This is a genomic window from Variovorax sp. 770b2, from assembly GCF_900115685.1.
In the GTDB taxonomy this organism is placed as follows: domain Bacteria; phylum Pseudomonadota; class Gammaproteobacteria; order Burkholderiales; family Burkholderiaceae_C; genus Variovorax.
Genome location: NZ_FOXJ01000001.1, coordinates 2,121,882 through 2,137,739 on the forward strand (window position 1 = coordinate 2,121,882; position 15,858 = coordinate 2,137,739).

Genomic DNA, 15,858 nt, shown 5'->3' on the forward strand with positions numbered 1-15,858 from the left:
ACGCGCGGTCCGCGGGCCTTTTCAATGCAGGTCCACACGGGTGGAGAGTGAGCAAGCCAGCCAGCTGAAAAGCAAGCAAGCAAGCGAGCGAGGAACAGCACGTATGTCGTCGAACGCCATGGAGACCATGCTCCGCGAGAGCCTGTGGGCACAGACCCTGACGGCCGAGGAGCTCGACCGCGTGGTGCGCGAGTCGCACGAGCGCGAGGTGCCGGCCGGCGGGTTCGTGCTGCGCCGCGGCGAATCGGCCGATCAGTGGCTCGGCGTCATCGAGGGCCTGGTGAAGATGTCGGTCTCGCTGGCCGATGGCCGCGTCTCCACCTTCACCGGCGTGACCACCGGCGGCTGGGCCGGCGAAGGCTCGCTGCTCAAGCCCGGCCCATGGCGCTACGACGGCGTGGCCATGCGCCCGACGCGCATGGCCTGCGTGCCGCGCCACACCTTCGAGCGCCTGGTGTCGACGAACCTGGACTTCAACCGGTTTCTTCTGCTGCACATCAACGCACGCCTGAGCCTGTTCATCGGGCTCATGGAATTCGACCGCCTGCTGGGGCCCGATGCGCGCGTGGCGCGCTGCCTGGCGAGCCTTTTCGATCCCCTGCTCTATCCGAAGACGAGCAGCTTCGTGCGCCTGAGCCAGGACGAGATCGGCCTCTTGTCCGCCGTCTCGCGCCAGCGCGCCAACCGGGCGCTGCACGAACTCGAGCGCGCGGGGCTGCTGCGGGTGGAGCACGGTGGCGTCGAGGTGCTCGATCTCGCGGGGTTGCGGAGCTATCTCGGCGAAGGGGCCGCTCTGGCGCAGTAAGTTGCTGAGCCCAAACGAAAAGCCCCTGCAGTCTTGCGACTGCAGGGGCTTTGTCTTGGCCCTGCAAGCTGGCGTACGACCGTCCCAATCTGTCTGTGTATGCGTCAGATGGCGCAGTCATCGGAGGAGTTAAGGGAGCTCTGAGGCGTGGGCCAACAAGCGCGTCGCAGAAGGGTATGACCGTGCAGTGGCCTCCTGGCGCGCACAGAGGACTTTCGCCGTGACAAGCGACTCAGCTTCTCGGCATCGGCATCGGCATCGGCATCGGCATCGGCATCGGCATCGGCATCGGCATCGGCATGCTGAATTCGGAAGGCGTTAAGACCGTCAAACACTTTGACCAATGCATACGAAGGGCAACCCTCAGTCCAACAGGATATTCGCGTCGTGCACGACTTTTCCCCAACGAACGTATTCGGCTTGCACGAACTTCGTGAAGTCTTCCGTCGACATGGGTTTGATCTTCGGGCTGAACGCGGCTGTGAGGAAATCGGCGTACGCCGTACTCGTCACCGCCACGTCCAACCCTTCTTTGATGCGCCGACGGATGGTTTCGGGGGTCTTGGCGGGGACAAACACGCTCAGCCACCCGGACAAGATGTAGTCGTGAAGACCGCCTTCCGCAGCCGTGGGAACGTCTGGGGCGTAGGGAGATCGCTGCGCCGACGTCACGGCGATCGCGCGCAGCTTGCCCTCCTTCACATAAGGCAACAGCTGCGGCAGCGCATCGCTCATGGCTTGGACGCGGCCCGCCAGCAGGTCCTGCAGGGCGGGAGCGCCGCCTTTATAGGGTACATGCGTCATCTGTATACCCGCCTTGCTGCTCAGAAGCTCCATCGCCACGTGTGTGATTCCACCAGCGCCTGCGGACGCGTAGTTGACGGCTCCCGGATTTGCCTTCGCGTAGGCGATGAACTCGGGCAACGTCCTGGCCGGCACACTCGGATGCACAACCAGGATCATCGGACCGCTGGAGATCAGTCCGATCGGAGCCAGCTCCTTCATCGGATCAACAGCCAGCTTTCCATAGGTATGCGGATTGATCGTGATCGGACTGATATGGCCGAGCAACAAGGTATAGCCATCAGCCTTGGCTCGAGCGGCAAATGCCACGCCGATATTGCCGCCAGCGCCCGGCTTGTTATCGATGATGACGGGTTGACCGAGTGCGATCGACAGACCGTTCATGGCCGCCCGCGCCGCGCTGTCGGCAGCGCCTCCCGCCGGGAATGGAACGATCATGGTGATCGGTTTGTCGGGGAAATCGCCCTGTGCATAGGCCTGCAGCGGCGCACTGAGTGCTGCCATGGACGCGAGCATCAACGCCAAGAATCTATTGCAGTTCATCACTTGTCTCCTTATATGTATTACTTTGAATTTCTGAGCTGTCAGGACACCGCGGGGGCAAACCCATAGAGCTGCGCCGGGTTGTCAACGAGGATTCGGTGCCGCGTGACTGCATCGGGCACCCATTGCGCGAAGAGAGAAAACAGCGCGCGGTCATCTGGCGCTTCGCCTCCCGGTGGAAACGGATGCGGCCAGTTGCTCGCCCACAGCATGCGTTCGGGCGCATACATGGCGAGCGTGGCGACCAGCGACCCGACGTCGCTGTAACCTGATGCCCCCTGAGCCGATGATTCGTAGGGCGCCGACAGCTTCACCCAGCAGCGACCCGTATCGATGAGTCGCAGCAAGGCGCGAAACGCCTCGGACTTTGTGTCGGGAGGAGGCAAAAACTTGCCGACGTGGTCGATGACGAAGTCCCCCGGCAGACGACGCAGTTGGTCCTCATGCAGCGGCAGTGCGTTGCCGTTCAGTTGAATGTTGGCGTGCCAACCATACGGGTGCACGCGCCGCATGACTGCGTCCATGGCCTCGAAATCCATCGCACCCCAGCGCAGCGCATAGAAGCGCTGGGCGCGTACGCCTGCCAGAGTGAGCGTCTCCAACCGGGCGTCGTCTGTGTCGCTGTTCACGACCGCGACGCCACGCGCGCTCTCCCCGAATGCGCGCAGGGTCAACAGGAGCACGCTGTTGTCGAATTGGTAGGCATTGGGTTGCACCACGACGACGCGCTGCAAGCCCATGTTCGCCTGGAACGCGCGGTAGTCCGCGACGCTGTAGTCGCCCGGCAGTGGCGGGCCACCAGGTGCGCCCGCGACGGCTTGCGAATACACATGCATGTGGGTGTCGCATGCGCCGGCCGGCATTCCCTGCGGCCATTGCGCGGGCGTCGTTGTCACTGCACACGCTCTCTGCCCGGCAAGGGCGCGGGGTTGTCGAACAGCTCCTGGTGCACGAAGGCGCCCCCCTGAAACGGCGCACCGCGCGGATCCTCGACCGGCACACCGGCCAGCACGGTATTGGCAAACGTCTCGCTGTCGTCCATGGGACGGTAACCAAGCCGATGCGCGTTCCGGTTGTCGTACCAGGAGCGCCGGTTGTCCGACACACCGTAGACCACCTCGAAGCGGATGTCCGGGTGCTCGATGCCGATCACCGCCAATTGCGCCATGTCGCGCGGGCTCAGCCAGATGGCGAGGCGGCGCGCATCCAGCGGCGCCGGGTTGACGTTGCCGATGCGCAGGCACAGCACCTGCATGCCGTATTTGTCCGCGTACAGACTGCCGAGCGCCTCGCCGAACACCTTCGAGACGCCATAGCGGCTGTCGGGGCGCGGGTAGACCTTGTCGTCTATCACCTCGTCACGGCGGTAGAAGCCGGCGACGTGGTTGCTCGATGCGAAGACGAAGCGCCCCACGCCCTCCCGGTGCGCTGCCTCGTAGGCGTTGTAGCAGCCGGCGATGTTGGCGCTGAGGATGTCGTCCCACGCGCCCTCCATCGACAGGCCGCCGAGGTGGACCACCGCGTCGACACCGCGCATGGCCGCCTGCAGCTCGTCCAGGCTGGAGAGATCCGCCTGCACGAAGGACTCGCCGGCCTGCAGTTCACCGACGGTCCGCAGGTCGCACAGGCGCAACCGGTACCGGCCGGCGAGTTCACGCCGCAGGTGAGTGGCAATGCCGCCGGCGGCACCAGTGATGAGCACGGTCTTCATGCGCCGCTCCCGGGAAGCGCATCGGTCGCAGCGCCAGCCATACCGATCAACACCCGCGCTGCCTCCAACGACGCCTGTGCACGGGCAAGGGTCACTTCGGTGATGCGTGCGGCGAGCTCGCGCTGCTTGCCGGCCTGCGGCCCCAGTCCGTCCATCCATTGCGCAGGAAAGGCACTGGCACCGCGCAGGGCGCCTGCGACCGCACCAGCCATGGAAGCGATCGTGTCCGCGTCGCGGCCGAAGTTGGCGCCATAGATCACCGCCTGTTCGGCGTCGCCTTTCGCCAGCAACACCAACGCCAGGGCCACCGGCACCGTCTCGCGGGAATCGGTGAAGTGCATGGTCGGTGGAAGCTGCTCGTGGAAGCGTTTGCGGAATTCCAGGTAGTCGCCGCAGCTGCGCGCCAGCGCCAAAGTGGCCGCCAGTGCCTCGCGCATCGCCTGCGCGCTGCGCTCGGGCAAGTAGCGGGCAGCAGCCTCCAGAACGCTGTCGACATCGGCCTGTGGGCGGAAGGCTTCGGCCACCGCGGCCGCGATTGCACAAGCACCGTCGCGAGAGGAGTTGTGGTGGATCAGGCTGGCTACCTCAAAAGTCTCCAGCGCCGCTTGCCGCGGGTTGCCCGCATTGATGATGCCCATGGGCGAGATGCACATCGCCGAGCTGCTGCTGGCCATGTTCCCATTGCCGGCTTCGCGCGGCAGAGCGCGCTCACCGCGCAGCTTCCAGAAGGTGCTGACGACCGGCGCGAAGAACAGCGTGCTGCCGATGAAGGTGTCCGCGTTGCGCAGCCAATCTTCGCCCCACATGTCGGCCGTGGGATGGCCATGCGCACGGAAGATCGTCTCGCACAGGATGTGCTTGAGCGCGGAGTCATCGGTCCCCTCGCCTTGGAAGCTCGTGACCCAACCGAACCGGGCATCAATCTCCTCGTAGCTCAATTTTTCAGTCGGCGTGCCCATTGCATCGCCGATGACGCCGCCGGCAAGGCAGCCAAGCACCTTGTCGAACAGCATGTCGCTCTGGTTCATCTGAAATCCTTGTGTTGTTCGCCCGGGCCCGGATGGGAATACGCGGAGGCTGGAAAGGCACGCCTCATGCAGCGCTCGTCGCGCAAGAGGCATCGTTGCCGGCAAGCGTTTCGGCCTTGGGGATTGTGAATCCCTCAGCCGCCAGGTCGGCCTCCAGCTGCTCACGCTGGGTCGCATTGAGCGCGATCAGCGGTGTTCGTACGGCGGCCCATTGCTCATCTGCGGACTTCCATGCGATGGCCGATTTCATCGCAGCGATGATGGGATGTCTCTGGAACAACGCGCGCGTGGCGTCCAGCGCCGCTTGCTGCACGGGTGCATCAGGCTGCTGCCATTCGCGATACAACCTGAGGATGGCTGTCGGATTGACGTTGCCCGTGGCGGTGATGCAGCCAGCGCCGCCCGCCCGCATGGTCTGCAGCAAGAACGTCTCGGACCCGGCGAAGACGTCGAAACCCTCTGGCTGGAATTCACGCAGCATCGCGTGCGTGTGGGTCCAGTCGCCGGAACTGTCCTTCACCCCCGCGATTGCGTCAGGGTAGGCCTTGAGCAAACGCTCGATCAACCCGAGGCTGAGCGGCACTTGCGTCATGGGCGGGATGTTGTAGAGATAAACGCGAAGCCGGCGATCGGCAACGGCGTCGATGACACTTGCGAAGCTGCGGAACAAGCCTTCGTCGCTGACGCCCTTGTAATAGAAAGGAGGCAGCATCAGAACCCCGGCACAGCCCGCGTCCACGGCGTGGCGCGTCATGGCAATGGCATCGGGCAATGCGCACGCACCGGTGCCGGGCATCATGCGATCGGCCGGCAATCCAGCGTCGAGCAACACGTCGAGCAGCGACATCTTTTCGGCTGTACTCAACGAGTTCGCCTCTGAATTGGTTCCGAATGCCGCGAGCCCCACGCCTTGATCCAGCAGCCAGCGGCAATGCCGCACGAAGCGCGTCGTGCTGGGTTTTCCGTCGGGACCAAAGGGCGTGAGCACTGGAGAGAGCACGCCCCGAAGGCGATGTCGGGCGGCGCCGTTCATGACAGCGTTGTCCACCGACCGTGCTTGGCTACTTCGCGCTCGTCGAAGTTGAAGCCCAGCCCAGGCTCCTGATGCAGCATGACGCGACCATCCTTGTATTCGAGCTGGCGATCGACGAGGCGTCGGAAATTCAGCACCTGGTCGTCGGCGAAGAACTCGACGTATCGGGCGTTCGGCGTGGCAGCGACCAGCGGCGCGTGGAGATCGTGGAACCAATGAGGGCACATCTGCACGCCATAGCTGCCGGCTGTGGCGGCGATGCGCCGCCATTCGGAGATGCCACCGCAGACCGCTGCGTCAGTCTGCAGGATGGCCGCTGCGCCCATGTCGAGCAGTTGCTTGTGATACCACCGGCCATAGCCGATCTCGGCCGTGGCGACAGGGATCCGCGTGAGCTTGGCCAGCCGCGCATGGCTTTCCACGTCGTCGGGGCCGAACGGTTCCTCAATGAAGTAAGGGTTGTACTGCTCGATGCGTCGCAGGTACTCCATGGCCTGCACGGTATCGACCCAGCCGTTGTTGCAATCGAGCATGAGTTCCACGTCGGGGCCGACCGCTTCACGCGCGGCGCGGACGCGGGTTTCCTCGCCCTGTGGCGACCAGCGGCCGGTCTTCATCTTCACAGCGCCGAAACCTTGGGCCACATAGCCGGCCATTTCATCGGCCACGCCTTGGGCGGTCTTGCCTTCGAGGTAGTAGCCGCCACTGGCATATGCCGGAACGCTGTCCAGCTCCACAGCGCCCAGGAATTTGTGCATCGGCAGCTTGGCCGAACGCGCGTTCAGGTCCCACAACGCCGTGTCGAGCGCGCTGAGGGCGCGCATCACGGTGCCCATGCGCCCCTGAAGCAGCGCTTCCTGGTACATGGTCTTCCACAGGCCCTCGACGGCCGATGAGTCACGCCCCAGCAGGACGGGCGCGAGCAGTTCCTCCACGGCAACATGAAAGAGCTTGCCGGCCGCACTACCGACGTAGCAGAAACCGAGGCCTTCGATACCGTCGGTGCTGCGAACCTTGACCAGTCCGTAGTGACGCGCGGTGACCGTTCGATTGGAAAACGAGGTGACCTTGTCCAGTGGCACGGCAAGTGCACACACCTCGATGGATTGAATTTTCGGCAACTGAGTCTCCTTGTGCGAGGCTCAAGTCTCAAGCTCCGAGCAAGAAGGAACAAGCGTCTTTCATCTTCATTAGAAGATGGAAAAAACATATTCTGACTGGCTCACGAACTAGAATCTCCTCCATCATGGACTCGCGATTCTTGGAAACCTTGGTGCGCGTCGTGGAGCTGGGGTCCATCGCTGAGGCGGCCCGTCGACTGGACCTGACGCCCCCGACTGTTGCGCAGCGGCTGAGGGCTCTGGAAGCCGAGGTCGGTAGCCCGCTGGTGACACGTGCCGGTCGAACCGTGAAGCCGACCGTGGCGGGTACTCGAGTGATAGAACACGCTGGGGTCGTCCTGCGCGAGATCCGTGACCTGATGTCCGCCGCGTCTGGCACAGACTTGCCGGCGGGGCCGTTGCGACTGGGAGCAACGCCCACGGTCATGACGGGAACGCTACCGGCGGTGCTGAAAGCGTGGGTCGAACACCACCCGCAGATCGAGGTCTACATCGAGCCCGCCCCGACGGCGCTCCTTCATGAACGTGTGCTGCGCGGTGAACTGGACGCGGCCATCCTCGTGCACCCCGCCTACGAACTGCCAAAGACCGTGATGTGGCACACATTGCGCGAAGAGCCCCTGGTGCTCGTCACACCGACCACCATGCGCGTGCGCGACGCGCTTGCCACCATCGCATCCGAGCCATTTATCCGCTACGACCGAAATGTGATTGCCGGCCGTCTGGCCGACGATTACCTGCGCAAACGCAATGTGCGTCCCAAGGTGCGCTTCGAGCTGGACGGCATCGAGAACATCACGAGGCTGGTGTCCGAAGGACTGGGCGTTTCCGTGTTGCCCGATTGGCCAGGCGCCGGCACGAACTGCCCGGTGCGCAAGTGGCCGCTGCCCTCCCCTTTTCCCAGCCGCACCGTCGGCATCATGTGGCAGCGCTCAGGTGTCCGCGCTCCACTGGTGTCGGCATTTGTCGCCTTGACCTGAAAACTTTTCAAAGCACACTTCGTCACTCGTGTCGAGCGCGCCATCCCGCCAACTCATGTGGCCCGAGCTAATGTCTTCCTTGCCGTGCAGCAGGTCACCCATCTGTTCCAGGTCCACCTCGTTGGCAGCGGTCGCCGTCACCCTGTGCACCCCAAGTCCACGTCCCACCAATGTACGTCTTCATCCCGAAGTGCCACAGGTTGCCCTTCTTCGTCTGGTGCATCTCAGGATCTCGCTCGCCGTTCTCGGCCGGCGTCGGCCAGCGAAGCCAGAAAGGCCGTCCCCGTCCCGATGAATTCCTTCAGCTTTCTATGGTCGAGAAGATCGGACGCGAGTCTCTGCCTATGGCGCCCGGGGATCACGTCCATGTGCAGTTTGAAAAAGACGCGCCAGCATCGGATCGTCGATGCGCACGCTGGCCGAACGGGGCAAAGAGCCAATGACCGCCAGTGCCCGCTCGTGATACGCGCGAGCAGCGGCTGACGCGGCTTCCGGAGTGCGCGCTTCGATGGCGTCCACCAGCCGAGCCCGTTCGGTCGTCAACTTGCGCACGGTGCGGCGCCAGTCCTTCAAGGTCTCGCCCGAATGCTCGCGCGCGATGTCAATCTGAATGCGCGAGAGAAAACGGCAGAGCGCCGCCAGCAAGGGATTGCCGGAGGCCAGCGCGAGCACATCCAGAAAAGAAGCCAGCCCCTGAGACACGCCGTCACGGTCGGTTGCCGTTTCAATGGCTTCGAGTGCCTGACGCATGGCGGCGATCTCGGCATCCGTGGCACGACGTGCCGCTACCCCGGCGGCATGCGCGTTAAGCGCACCGAGTACGCCAAAGATCTCGGTGATGCCGACTTGCTCAAGTTCGATCACCGAATGAAGGGGTGCCGATAGCAGCTCATCGGGACGCGCCGTCACATAGGCGCCGCTTCCGTGCCTGACTTCGATCAACCCAAGGGTGGTCAGGCCACGCACGGCCTCGCGCACTGTCGCACCGCTCACGCCGTAGCCAGAGGCCAGTTGCTTTTCGGTGGGCAAGCGAGCCCCGCGCACGAAGACGCCGGAAAGGATCGACTTCCGCAGCTCCTGCAGGATCCGATCGGCTGCGTTGCCGCGGTCGATACGTCGGGGCGTCCAGGGCGCCGGGGCGATAGAGGGGATCATTTCGGGCATTTGACTTCTGTGTTCTCAATGACTACATTTTACCAAGTCACCTAGTGACTTGGTGTCAGGGTGCTCAAGCGCACTCCCACCCGATCCTATGCCGCAATCCCAAGGCTCAGACATGCACCCTCCATCGATCCAAGAGCCTGCGGCAACGTGCCTACTCCCTGCCACCGACCAAGCGGCGATCGAACGACTGTTGACCGACTTCGCGTGGCATGCCGACCACGGCGATGCTTCGGCGCTGGGCGAACTGTTCGCACCCGAAGGCACGCTGCGCGTGGGCGGGCTCGACTTGAGCGGCCGGCAGGCGATTACCGACGACTGCCTGCGCCGCGCGGCACAGCCCGGCCGCCGCACGCGCCATGTCTGGTCGAACCTGCGCATCGAACGCGCACTGCCTTCGCATATCGTCGCCACTGCGGTGCAAGTCACGTACGAGCAGCTTGGCGAGGGGCAGGCCATGCAGGTCCGGGTGAACGACATGGCCGACACCTTCGTCAAGGATTCCGACGGCCGCTGGCTTTTTGCGTCTCGCCGCGTCGAACGCGCCCTGGCCTTCACCGCATGAGCACCGCCGCAATCTCATCGGGCCGCCTCGATCTTGCGTCCGCATCGCGGATCGCCGACGTCGCACTGGCTCGAGGCCGCGGCCTCCAACTCAAACCGCTCACGATAGCTGTGCTCGATGCAGGCGGTCATCTGGTAGCGTTTCTGCGCGAGGACGGCTCAGGCATCCTGCGCCCCCAGATCGCGATCGGCAAGGCCTGGAGCGTACTGGGCATGGGGCTGGGTGGTCGTACGCTGGCCGAGCGTGCTCAGGCCCATCCGGGCTTTTACGCAGCGCTGGCCGCCGCATCCGAAGGGCGCATGGTGCCAGTGCCTGGCGGAGTGCTCGTGCGCAACGCACAAGGAGACGTCGTCGGCGCGGTAGGCATCAGCGGTGACCTGCCGAACAACGACGAAGACTGCGCACTCGCCGGCATCAAAGCTGCCGGATGGCATGCCGATCCCGGCTGAGGCCCAGAACCCGAGCGCCCGAGCGCCCGAGCGCACCCGAACAAAAACAAGCCAGGAGACAAAACCATGTTGAACCGACGGCGCTTTGCCGTAACGACCGCCGCCGCCATGGGCGCACTGACACTGCCCACCGGCCACGCACAGACCACGAACTACGGACGTGTCATCAGCGGCTTTCCGCCCGGGTCATCCGGGGACAGCGTCGCGCGCCTGGCCGCCAACCAGCTCACTCAGAGCACCCTCAACTACGTCGTGGAGAACCGCACCGGCGCCGGGGGCCGGCTCGCGGCCGAATACGTCAAGCGCGCTACTGCCGACGGGCACACGCTGCTCGCCACGCCCGACGCGATCATGGTGATGTACCCGCACGTGTTCCGCAACCTGCCCTACGCGCCGCTTACCGATTTCCGCCCCATCACCACGCTGTGTACGGTGCCCATCGCGCTGGCGGTTGGCCCGGCCGTCCCGGCGGACGTGCGCAACATGAGCGACTTCGCCCGCTGGTGCAAAGCGAACCCGGCGCAGGCGGCATTCGGAACCTCGGGCGCCGGCTCAACGCTGCATTTCACCGGTGTGATGTTCGCCCGCGTCACGAAGATCGAGCTGACGCACGTTCCCTACCGGGGCGCCAATCTCGCGGCACAAGACACTGCCGGCGGCCAGATCGCCGCTTGCGTCGGGGTGCTGACCGATCTGTTGCCGCTTGCCAGCGGGGGCAAGCTGCGCATTCTGGGCACCTCTGAAGGGAAGCGCTCGCGCTTCACTCCGGCTGTGGCGAGTTTTCGGGAGCAGGGCTTGCAGGAGATCGAGTCGTCGACCTGGTTCGGACTGTTCGCGCCCGCGGCGACTCCCGACGATGTGTCGCAGGCGCTACACGCACGCGTCGTCGCTGCACTGGCGCAACCGGCAGCCGTTGAGAACTTGGCGGTGATCGGGATGGAGCCGAAGTCGATGCCGATGGCGGCTTTTGCGGCGCTCCTGCGGACGGACACGGAGCGCTGGGGCGCCGTGGTCAAGCAGGTCGGGTACAGCGCCACAGACTGACAAAGAGAAAGGCTCCAGTGCAAGTTCGCATGCGAATTCTGACTGGAGTATGTCCCCTCCCATGAGTTCCACTGCGCATGGACGCTATCTCACTAGAGCAAGCTCCGCGCGCGCCCCTTCTCGATGGGCCGGACGTAGACATACGACGTGGACACCGAGGTATGTCGAGTGGTGTTCGTTATTTCGCGTATGGGCAGTCCGATCGCTGCAGCCTCAGTCACGAATCCGGCGCGCAGTGAATTCGCTCCACACCCGGCCGCCGCATCCGGTCCTCTCGCCGCTTTGACCGCCGCTTTCACCACCTGCGCCACAGCCTGTGGTGTCAGCCCTCGGTCGCCCACCAAGTAGTCATGGCGGCCGACCTGTCGCAACAGCGGTCCGCCTGTGTGTTGAGTTCCGCTGATCTCTGACCCCACGGGGTCAATTTTCGGCGGCAACCAACAAAACATGGGCAGACCAACCTGCGGCGTCGGCAAACCGCTGCCACAAACGAAAAGCCCCTGCAGTCTTGCGATTGCAGGGGCTTTGTCTTGGCGGAACCGGAGGGATTCGAACCCTCGATGAGGCTCTACACCCCATACTCCCTTAGCAGGGGAGCACCTTCGGCCACTCGGTCACAGTTCCTGAAAGAAGCCGCGATTATGCCACCGTCAGACGGCCGGTTGATCCAGATCGAAGGCTTTATGCAGCGCCCGGACGGCCAATTCCATATATTTTTCGTCGATCACGACCGAGGTCTTGATCTCGCTGGTCGAAATCATCTGGATGTTGATGCCCTCTTCGCTCAGCACGCGGAACATCTTGCTCGCCACGCCCACGTGGCTGCGCATGCCGATGCCCACGATGCTGACCTTGCAGATCTTGGTGTCGCCCACGATCTCGGTCGCACCCAGCGAGGGCATGACCTTCGACTGCAGGAGATCGATCGTCTTCGCATACTCGTTGCGATGCACGGTGAAGCTGAAGTCGGTCTTGCCGTCTTTGCTCAGGTTCTGGATGATCACGTCGACCTCGATGTTGGCGTCTGCCACAGCACCGAGGATGTGATACGCGATGCCCGGCTTGTCGGGCACGCCCAGCACCGAGATCTTGGCTTCGTCGCGGTTGAATGCGATGCCGGATACGACGGCTTGTTCCATGTTTTCGTCTTCCTCGAAAGTGATCAGCGTGCCGGACTTGGCCTCTTCATTGATGTCGATGTCCCATGCGGTGAAGCTGGAGAGCACACGCAGCGGCACCTTGTACTTGCCGGCGAATTCCACCGAGCGGATCTGCAGCACCTTGGAGCCCAGGCTCGCCATCTCGAGCATCTCTTCGAAGCTCACGGTGGTCAGGCGCCGCGCATCGGGCTCCACGCGCGGATCGGTGGTGTAGACGCCATCGACGTCGGTGTAGATCAGGCACTCGTGCGCCTTCATCGCCGCCGCAATGGCCACGGCCGAAGTGTCGCTGCCGCCGCGGCCCAGCGTGGTGATGTTGCCGGCGTCGTCCATGCCCTGGAAGCCGGTGATGACCACCACCTTGCCCGCGTTCAGGTCGGCCATCACGCGCACATCGTCGATGCTTTCGATGCGGGCCTTGGTGTGCGAGCTGTCGGTGCGTATGGGCACCTGCCAGCCCGCGTAGCTCACCGACGCCATGCCCTCGGCCTGCAGCGCAATGGCCAGCAGCGCGGACGAAGCCTGCTCGCCGGTCGATGCCAGCATGTCGAGTTCGCGGTTGTGGGCGTCGCCCGGTTTGCTCGGCGCCAGCTCCTTGGCGAGGCCGAGCAGGCGATTGGTCTCGCCGCTCATGGCACTCGGAACCACGATCATCTGGTGGCCGGCGCGCGCCCACTTGGCGACGCGCTTGGCGACATTTCTGATGCGCTCGGTCGAGCCCATCGACGTACCGCCGTATTTGTGAACGATCAATGCCATGGGTGAAATCAGAGAAAAGAAAAGGGCCGCTGGATAGGCGGCGCCCTGCAAGCTGTGGGAGCTAAGTCTTCGGCGAGGGCGGGGCATTGTACCAATGCAGCCGGTCGCCCTTCCGCTCGGCAAATCCGCCGGCCACTTTGAGATGGATGCGGTGGCCGCGCGTGGTGCAGGCGCGGACCTGGTCCAGCAGCTGGTCGAGCTGCGCCGTGCTGGGCGCGCAGCCGTGTGCCTGCATCAGCCAATGGCGCAGGACATTGGCTTGCCGGGCCCGAGAAAGCGCCTGCAGCGCCTTGATGTGGGGCGGCTCGCCCACGGTTTGCAGGTCTTGCGCCGCAAGCTCGACCAGCAACTGCTGCGCCTGCGCGGCATGGCCGATGCTGCGGGCGAAAGTCGTCCGGAACTGCGGAAAGGCCTGCTCCAGCGCGGGCAAAAGCACCGCGCGAATCCGGTTGCGGGTGTAGCGCGCGTCGCCGTTGCTCGGGTCTTCGATCCACGGGAGATCGCGCGCTGCGAGCCAGGCACGGATGTCGGCCGCGGACACCGCCAGCAGCGGCCGGTAGATGTCCAGGCCATGGCGCGCAGCATGCGCAGGCATGGCCGCCAGGCCCGGAAGCCCGGCGCCACGCGAGAGCGCCAGCAAAAGGGTTTCGACCTGGTCGTCGGCGTGATGCCCCAGGGCAATGGATCGGACGGCGGATCGCCCGGCATCCGTGCGCGCCATGGCTGCAAACGCCTCGTAGCGAGCACGCCGCGCCGCGTCTTCAGGGCTGTCGCCCGGTGCGTGCCGCGCATCGACCCGGCGAACGACGAGCGGCAAGCCGAGCCGCTCGCACACCGCGCCGCAATGCCGCTCGAAATCGTCGGCCGCGGCCTGCAGGCCGTGATGCACATGAAAGGCCACCACCCGCCCCGGCCAGCGCGATGCGCATGCAGCCAGCAAGGCGGTGGAATCCGCACCGCCACTGAAGCCCACCGCCAGCGGCCATTGCGCCGGCTCGAACGCGGCCAGGGCGCGTTCGAAGGCTTCGCTCATGGGTGCTTACCGGCCGGTGTCGGCCTTGGTATCGTTGAAACGGCCGTAGCTCTGCAGGCGCTCGTAGCGGCGGTCCAGCAGTTCCTTGGTCTTCAGGTCGCTGACCTGGCGGAACGCATCGTTGAGCGCGCGCTTCAGGAAAGCGGCCATCTGGCGATGGTCGCGATGCGCGCCGCCCACCGGCTCGTTGACGATCTTGTCGACCAGGCCCAACGCCTTCAGGCGGTGTGCCGTGATGCCGAGTGCGTCGGCCGCTTCCTGCGCCTTGTCGCTGGTCTTCCAGAGAATGGAAGCGCAGCCTTCGGGGCTGATCACCGAGTAGATCGAGTACTGCAGCATCACGAGCTGATCGCCGACCGAAATCGCCAGCGCGCCGCCCGAACCGCCTTCACCGATGATGGTGACGATGATCGGCACCTCCAGCTGCGCCATCTCGAAGATGTTGCGGCCGATGGCTTCCGACTGGCCGCGCTCCTCGGCGTCGATGCCGGGGTATGCGCCCGGCGTATCGACGAAGGTGAACACCGGCAGCTTGAACTTCTCGGCCGTCTTCATGAGCCGCAATGCCTTGCGATAGCCCTCGGGCTTGCTCATGCCGAAGTTGCGCGCGGTGCGCTCCTTCGTGTCGCGGCCCTTCTGGTGGCCCAGCACCATGCAGGGCACGCCGTTGAAGCGCGCGAGGCCACCCACGATCGACAGGTCGTCCGAGAAATGCCGGTCGCCGTGCAGTTCGACGAAGTCGGTGAAGATTTCGTTGACGTAGTCCAGCGTGTAAGGCCGCTCCGGATGCCGGGCGATCTTGGTGATCTGCCAAGGCGTCAGGTCGCTGTAGATGTCCTTGGTGAGCTGCTGGCTTTTCTTGCCCAGCTGATCGATTTCTTCCGAGATGTCGACCGCCGATTCGGTCTGTACATAGCGCAGTTCTTCAATCTTTGTTTCGAGTTCAGCAATGGGCTGCTCGAAATCGAGGAAGGTTCGTTTCGCCAACGTCTTCTCCTGTTTTATTTCAATACGCGACCGGCACGGGGTCCAGCGATCGCCAAATATACCAAGTCGCCACGCTGCAATACGGCGCCCAGGCCACGGCGACGTCGCGGGCATCGCTGCGGCTCACCGGGTCGCCCGAAAAGTAGTTGACGCTGATGCCGTTGAGCAGCCCCACGTCGTCCACAGGCAGCACGTTGGGGCGCATCAGGTGGAAGATGAGGAACATCTCGGCCGTCCAGCGGCCGATGCCGCGAATGGCCACCAGCTCTTCGATGATGAGTTCATCGGACATGTCCTTCCACGAATCGACGTGCACCACGCCAGAGTCGAAGTGAAGGGCCAGGTCGACCAGGTATTCGATCTTGCGCGCCGAGAGCCCTGCCCCGCGCATGTCGTCGACCTTCAGCTTGAGCACGTTGGCCGGCGTCAGCTTGCGCGGCAGCAACGCGAACTTGTCCCAGACCGTTTGCGCGGCCTTCACCGAGATCTGCTGGCCGACGACGCTGCGCGCCAGCGTGGTGAAGGCGTCGCCGCGCGACTCGAGACAGGCCTCGCCGAACTTCGGAATCAACCGCTTCATCACGCGGTCTTTCTTGGCCAGGTGCTTGCAGGCCTCCTCCCAATAATCCGGCGTGTAGATCTGTACGGTCGGGTTTTTGGAAGCAGGCATGGGGT

Annotated in this window: 16 protein-coding genes, 1 tRNA gene and 1 pseudogene; 5 read left to right on the forward strand and 13 right to left on the reverse strand. The window is 64.3% G+C overall.

Features of this window, described 5'->3' with window-relative positions; translation table 11 throughout:
- Positions 1–103 precede the first annotated feature (103 nt).
- On the forward strand, positions 104–805 hold the full coding sequence (locus BM133_RS09685; RefSeq protein ID WP_093433304.1) for a Crp/Fnr family transcriptional regulator: 702 nt from the start codon (positions 104–106) through the stop codon (positions 803–805).
- Positions 806–1,168: 363 nt separating this feature from the next.
- On the opposite strand, the gene BM133_RS09690 is transcribed toward BM133_RS09685, so the two are convergent.
- The 6 genes from BM133_RS09690 to BM133_RS09715 all read right to left on the reverse strand — a co-directional run bounded on the left by BM133_RS09690 (position 1,169) and on the right by BM133_RS09715 (position 7,045).
- On the reverse strand, positions 1,169–2,152 hold the full coding sequence (locus tag BM133_RS09690; protein ID WP_093433306.1) for a Bug family tripartite tricarboxylate transporter substrate binding protein: 984 nt from the start codon (positions 2,150–2,152) through the stop codon (positions 1,169–1,171).
- A gap of 41 nt (positions 2,153–2,193) precedes the next feature.
- The gene (locus tag BM133_RS09695) at positions 2,194–3,048 is read right to left on the reverse strand and encodes an amidohydrolase family protein (RefSeq protein WP_256219112.1); all 855 of its coding nucleotides are present in this window, start codon (positions 3,046–3,048) and stop codon (positions 2,194–2,196) included.
- Complete coding sequence (locus tag BM133_RS09700) at positions 3,045–3,863, reverse strand: NAD-dependent epimerase/dehydratase family protein (protein ID WP_093433309.1); 819 nt, start codon at positions 3,861–3,863, stop codon at positions 3,045–3,047. The genes BM133_RS09695 and BM133_RS09700 overlap by 4 nt, the downstream gene beginning before the upstream one ends.
- Complete coding sequence (locus BM133_RS09705; protein ID WP_177224767.1) at positions 3,860–4,891, reverse strand: ADP-ribosylglycohydrolase family protein; 1,032 nt, start codon at positions 4,889–4,891, stop codon at positions 3,860–3,862. The genes BM133_RS09700 and BM133_RS09705 overlap by 4 nt, the downstream gene beginning before the upstream one ends.
- A 64-nt stretch (positions 4,892–4,955) precedes the next feature.
- Positions 4,956–5,924: a dihydrodipicolinate synthase family protein gene (locus BM133_RS09710; protein ID WP_093435213.1), complete on the reverse strand. Its 969-nt coding sequence runs from the start codon at positions 5,922–5,924 to the stop codon at positions 4,956–4,958.
- Positions 5,921–7,045, reverse strand: coding sequence for a mandelate racemase/muconate lactonizing enzyme family protein (locus BM133_RS09715; RefSeq protein WP_093433312.1), 1,125 nt, complete (start codon positions 7,043–7,045; stop codon positions 5,921–5,923). Before BM133_RS09715 ends, BM133_RS09710 begins: the two co-directional genes overlap by 4 nt.
- A 125-nt stretch (positions 7,046–7,170) precedes the next feature.
- Between BM133_RS09715 and BM133_RS09720 the strand changes: the two genes are divergently transcribed.
- Positions 7,171–8,025, forward strand: a complete 855-nt coding sequence (locus BM133_RS09720; RefSeq protein ID WP_093433313.1) for a LysR family transcriptional regulator — start codon at positions 7,171–7,173, stop codon at positions 8,023–8,025.
- 60 nt (positions 8,026–8,085) lie between these two features.
- Here the strand turns inward: BM133_RS09720 and BM133_RS09725 are convergent.
- Positions 8,086–8,281 (reverse strand): annotated as a pseudogene (locus BM133_RS09725) (IS5/IS1182 family transposase); the annotation flags it as partial.
- A gap of 86 nt (positions 8,282–8,367) precedes the next feature.
- Positions 8,368–9,189, reverse strand: a complete 822-nt coding sequence (locus tag BM133_RS09730; protein WP_093433315.1) for a FadR/GntR family transcriptional regulator — start codon at positions 9,187–9,189, stop codon at positions 8,368–8,370.
- A gap of 112 nt (positions 9,190–9,301) precedes the next feature.
- Here BM133_RS09730 and BM133_RS09735 point away from each other — a divergent pair, with 112 nt between their 5' ends.
- From BM133_RS09735 to BM133_RS09745, 3 genes are all read left to right on the forward strand, one after another.
- Positions 9,302–9,751, forward strand: coding sequence for a nuclear transport factor 2 family protein (locus BM133_RS09735; protein ID WP_256219113.1), 450 nt, complete (start codon positions 9,302–9,304; stop codon positions 9,749–9,751).
- On the forward strand, positions 9,748–10,200 hold the full coding sequence (locus tag BM133_RS09740; protein ID WP_093433318.1) for a GlcG/HbpS family heme-binding protein: 453 nt from the start codon (positions 9,748–9,750) through the stop codon (positions 10,198–10,200). The genes BM133_RS09735 and BM133_RS09740 overlap by 4 nt, the downstream gene beginning before the upstream one ends.
- A gap of 66 nt (positions 10,201–10,266) precedes the next feature.
- Positions 10,267–11,244, forward strand: coding sequence for a Bug family tripartite tricarboxylate transporter substrate binding protein (locus tag BM133_RS09745; protein ID WP_093433319.1), 978 nt, complete (start codon positions 10,267–10,269; stop codon positions 11,242–11,244).
- A 531-nt stretch (positions 11,245–11,775) separates the two neighbouring features.
- Here BM133_RS09745 and BM133_RS09750 read toward each other — a convergent pair.
- From BM133_RS09750 to BM133_RS09770, 5 genes are all read right to left on the reverse strand, one after another.
- Positions 11,776–11,868, reverse strand: a tRNA-Ser gene (locus BM133_RS09750).
- Positions 11,869–11,894: 26 nt separating this feature from the next.
- Positions 11,895–13,163, reverse strand: a complete 1,269-nt coding sequence (locus tag BM133_RS09755; protein WP_093433321.1) for an aspartate kinase — start codon at positions 13,161–13,163, stop codon at positions 11,895–11,897.
- 61 nt (positions 13,164–13,224) lie between these two features.
- Positions 13,225–14,196, reverse strand: coding sequence for a tRNA lysidine(34) synthetase TilS (tilS, locus tag BM133_RS09760; protein ID WP_093433322.1), 972 nt, complete (start codon positions 14,194–14,196; stop codon positions 13,225–13,227).
- Positions 14,197–14,202: 6 nt separating this feature from the next.
- Positions 14,203–15,183 carry an acetyl-CoA carboxylase carboxyltransferase subunit alpha gene (locus BM133_RS09765; protein ID WP_093433324.1) on the reverse strand — a complete coding sequence of 327 codons (981 nt, stop codon included), beginning with the start codon at positions 15,181–15,183 and terminating at the stop codon, positions 14,203–14,205.
- A 19-nt stretch (positions 15,184–15,202) separates the two neighbouring features.
- Positions 15,203–15,853: a DNA-3-methyladenine glycosylase family protein gene (locus tag BM133_RS09770; protein WP_093435214.1), complete on the reverse strand. Its 651-nt coding sequence runs from the start codon at positions 15,851–15,853 to the stop codon at positions 15,203–15,205.
- Positions 15,854–15,858 lie beyond the last annotated feature (5 nt).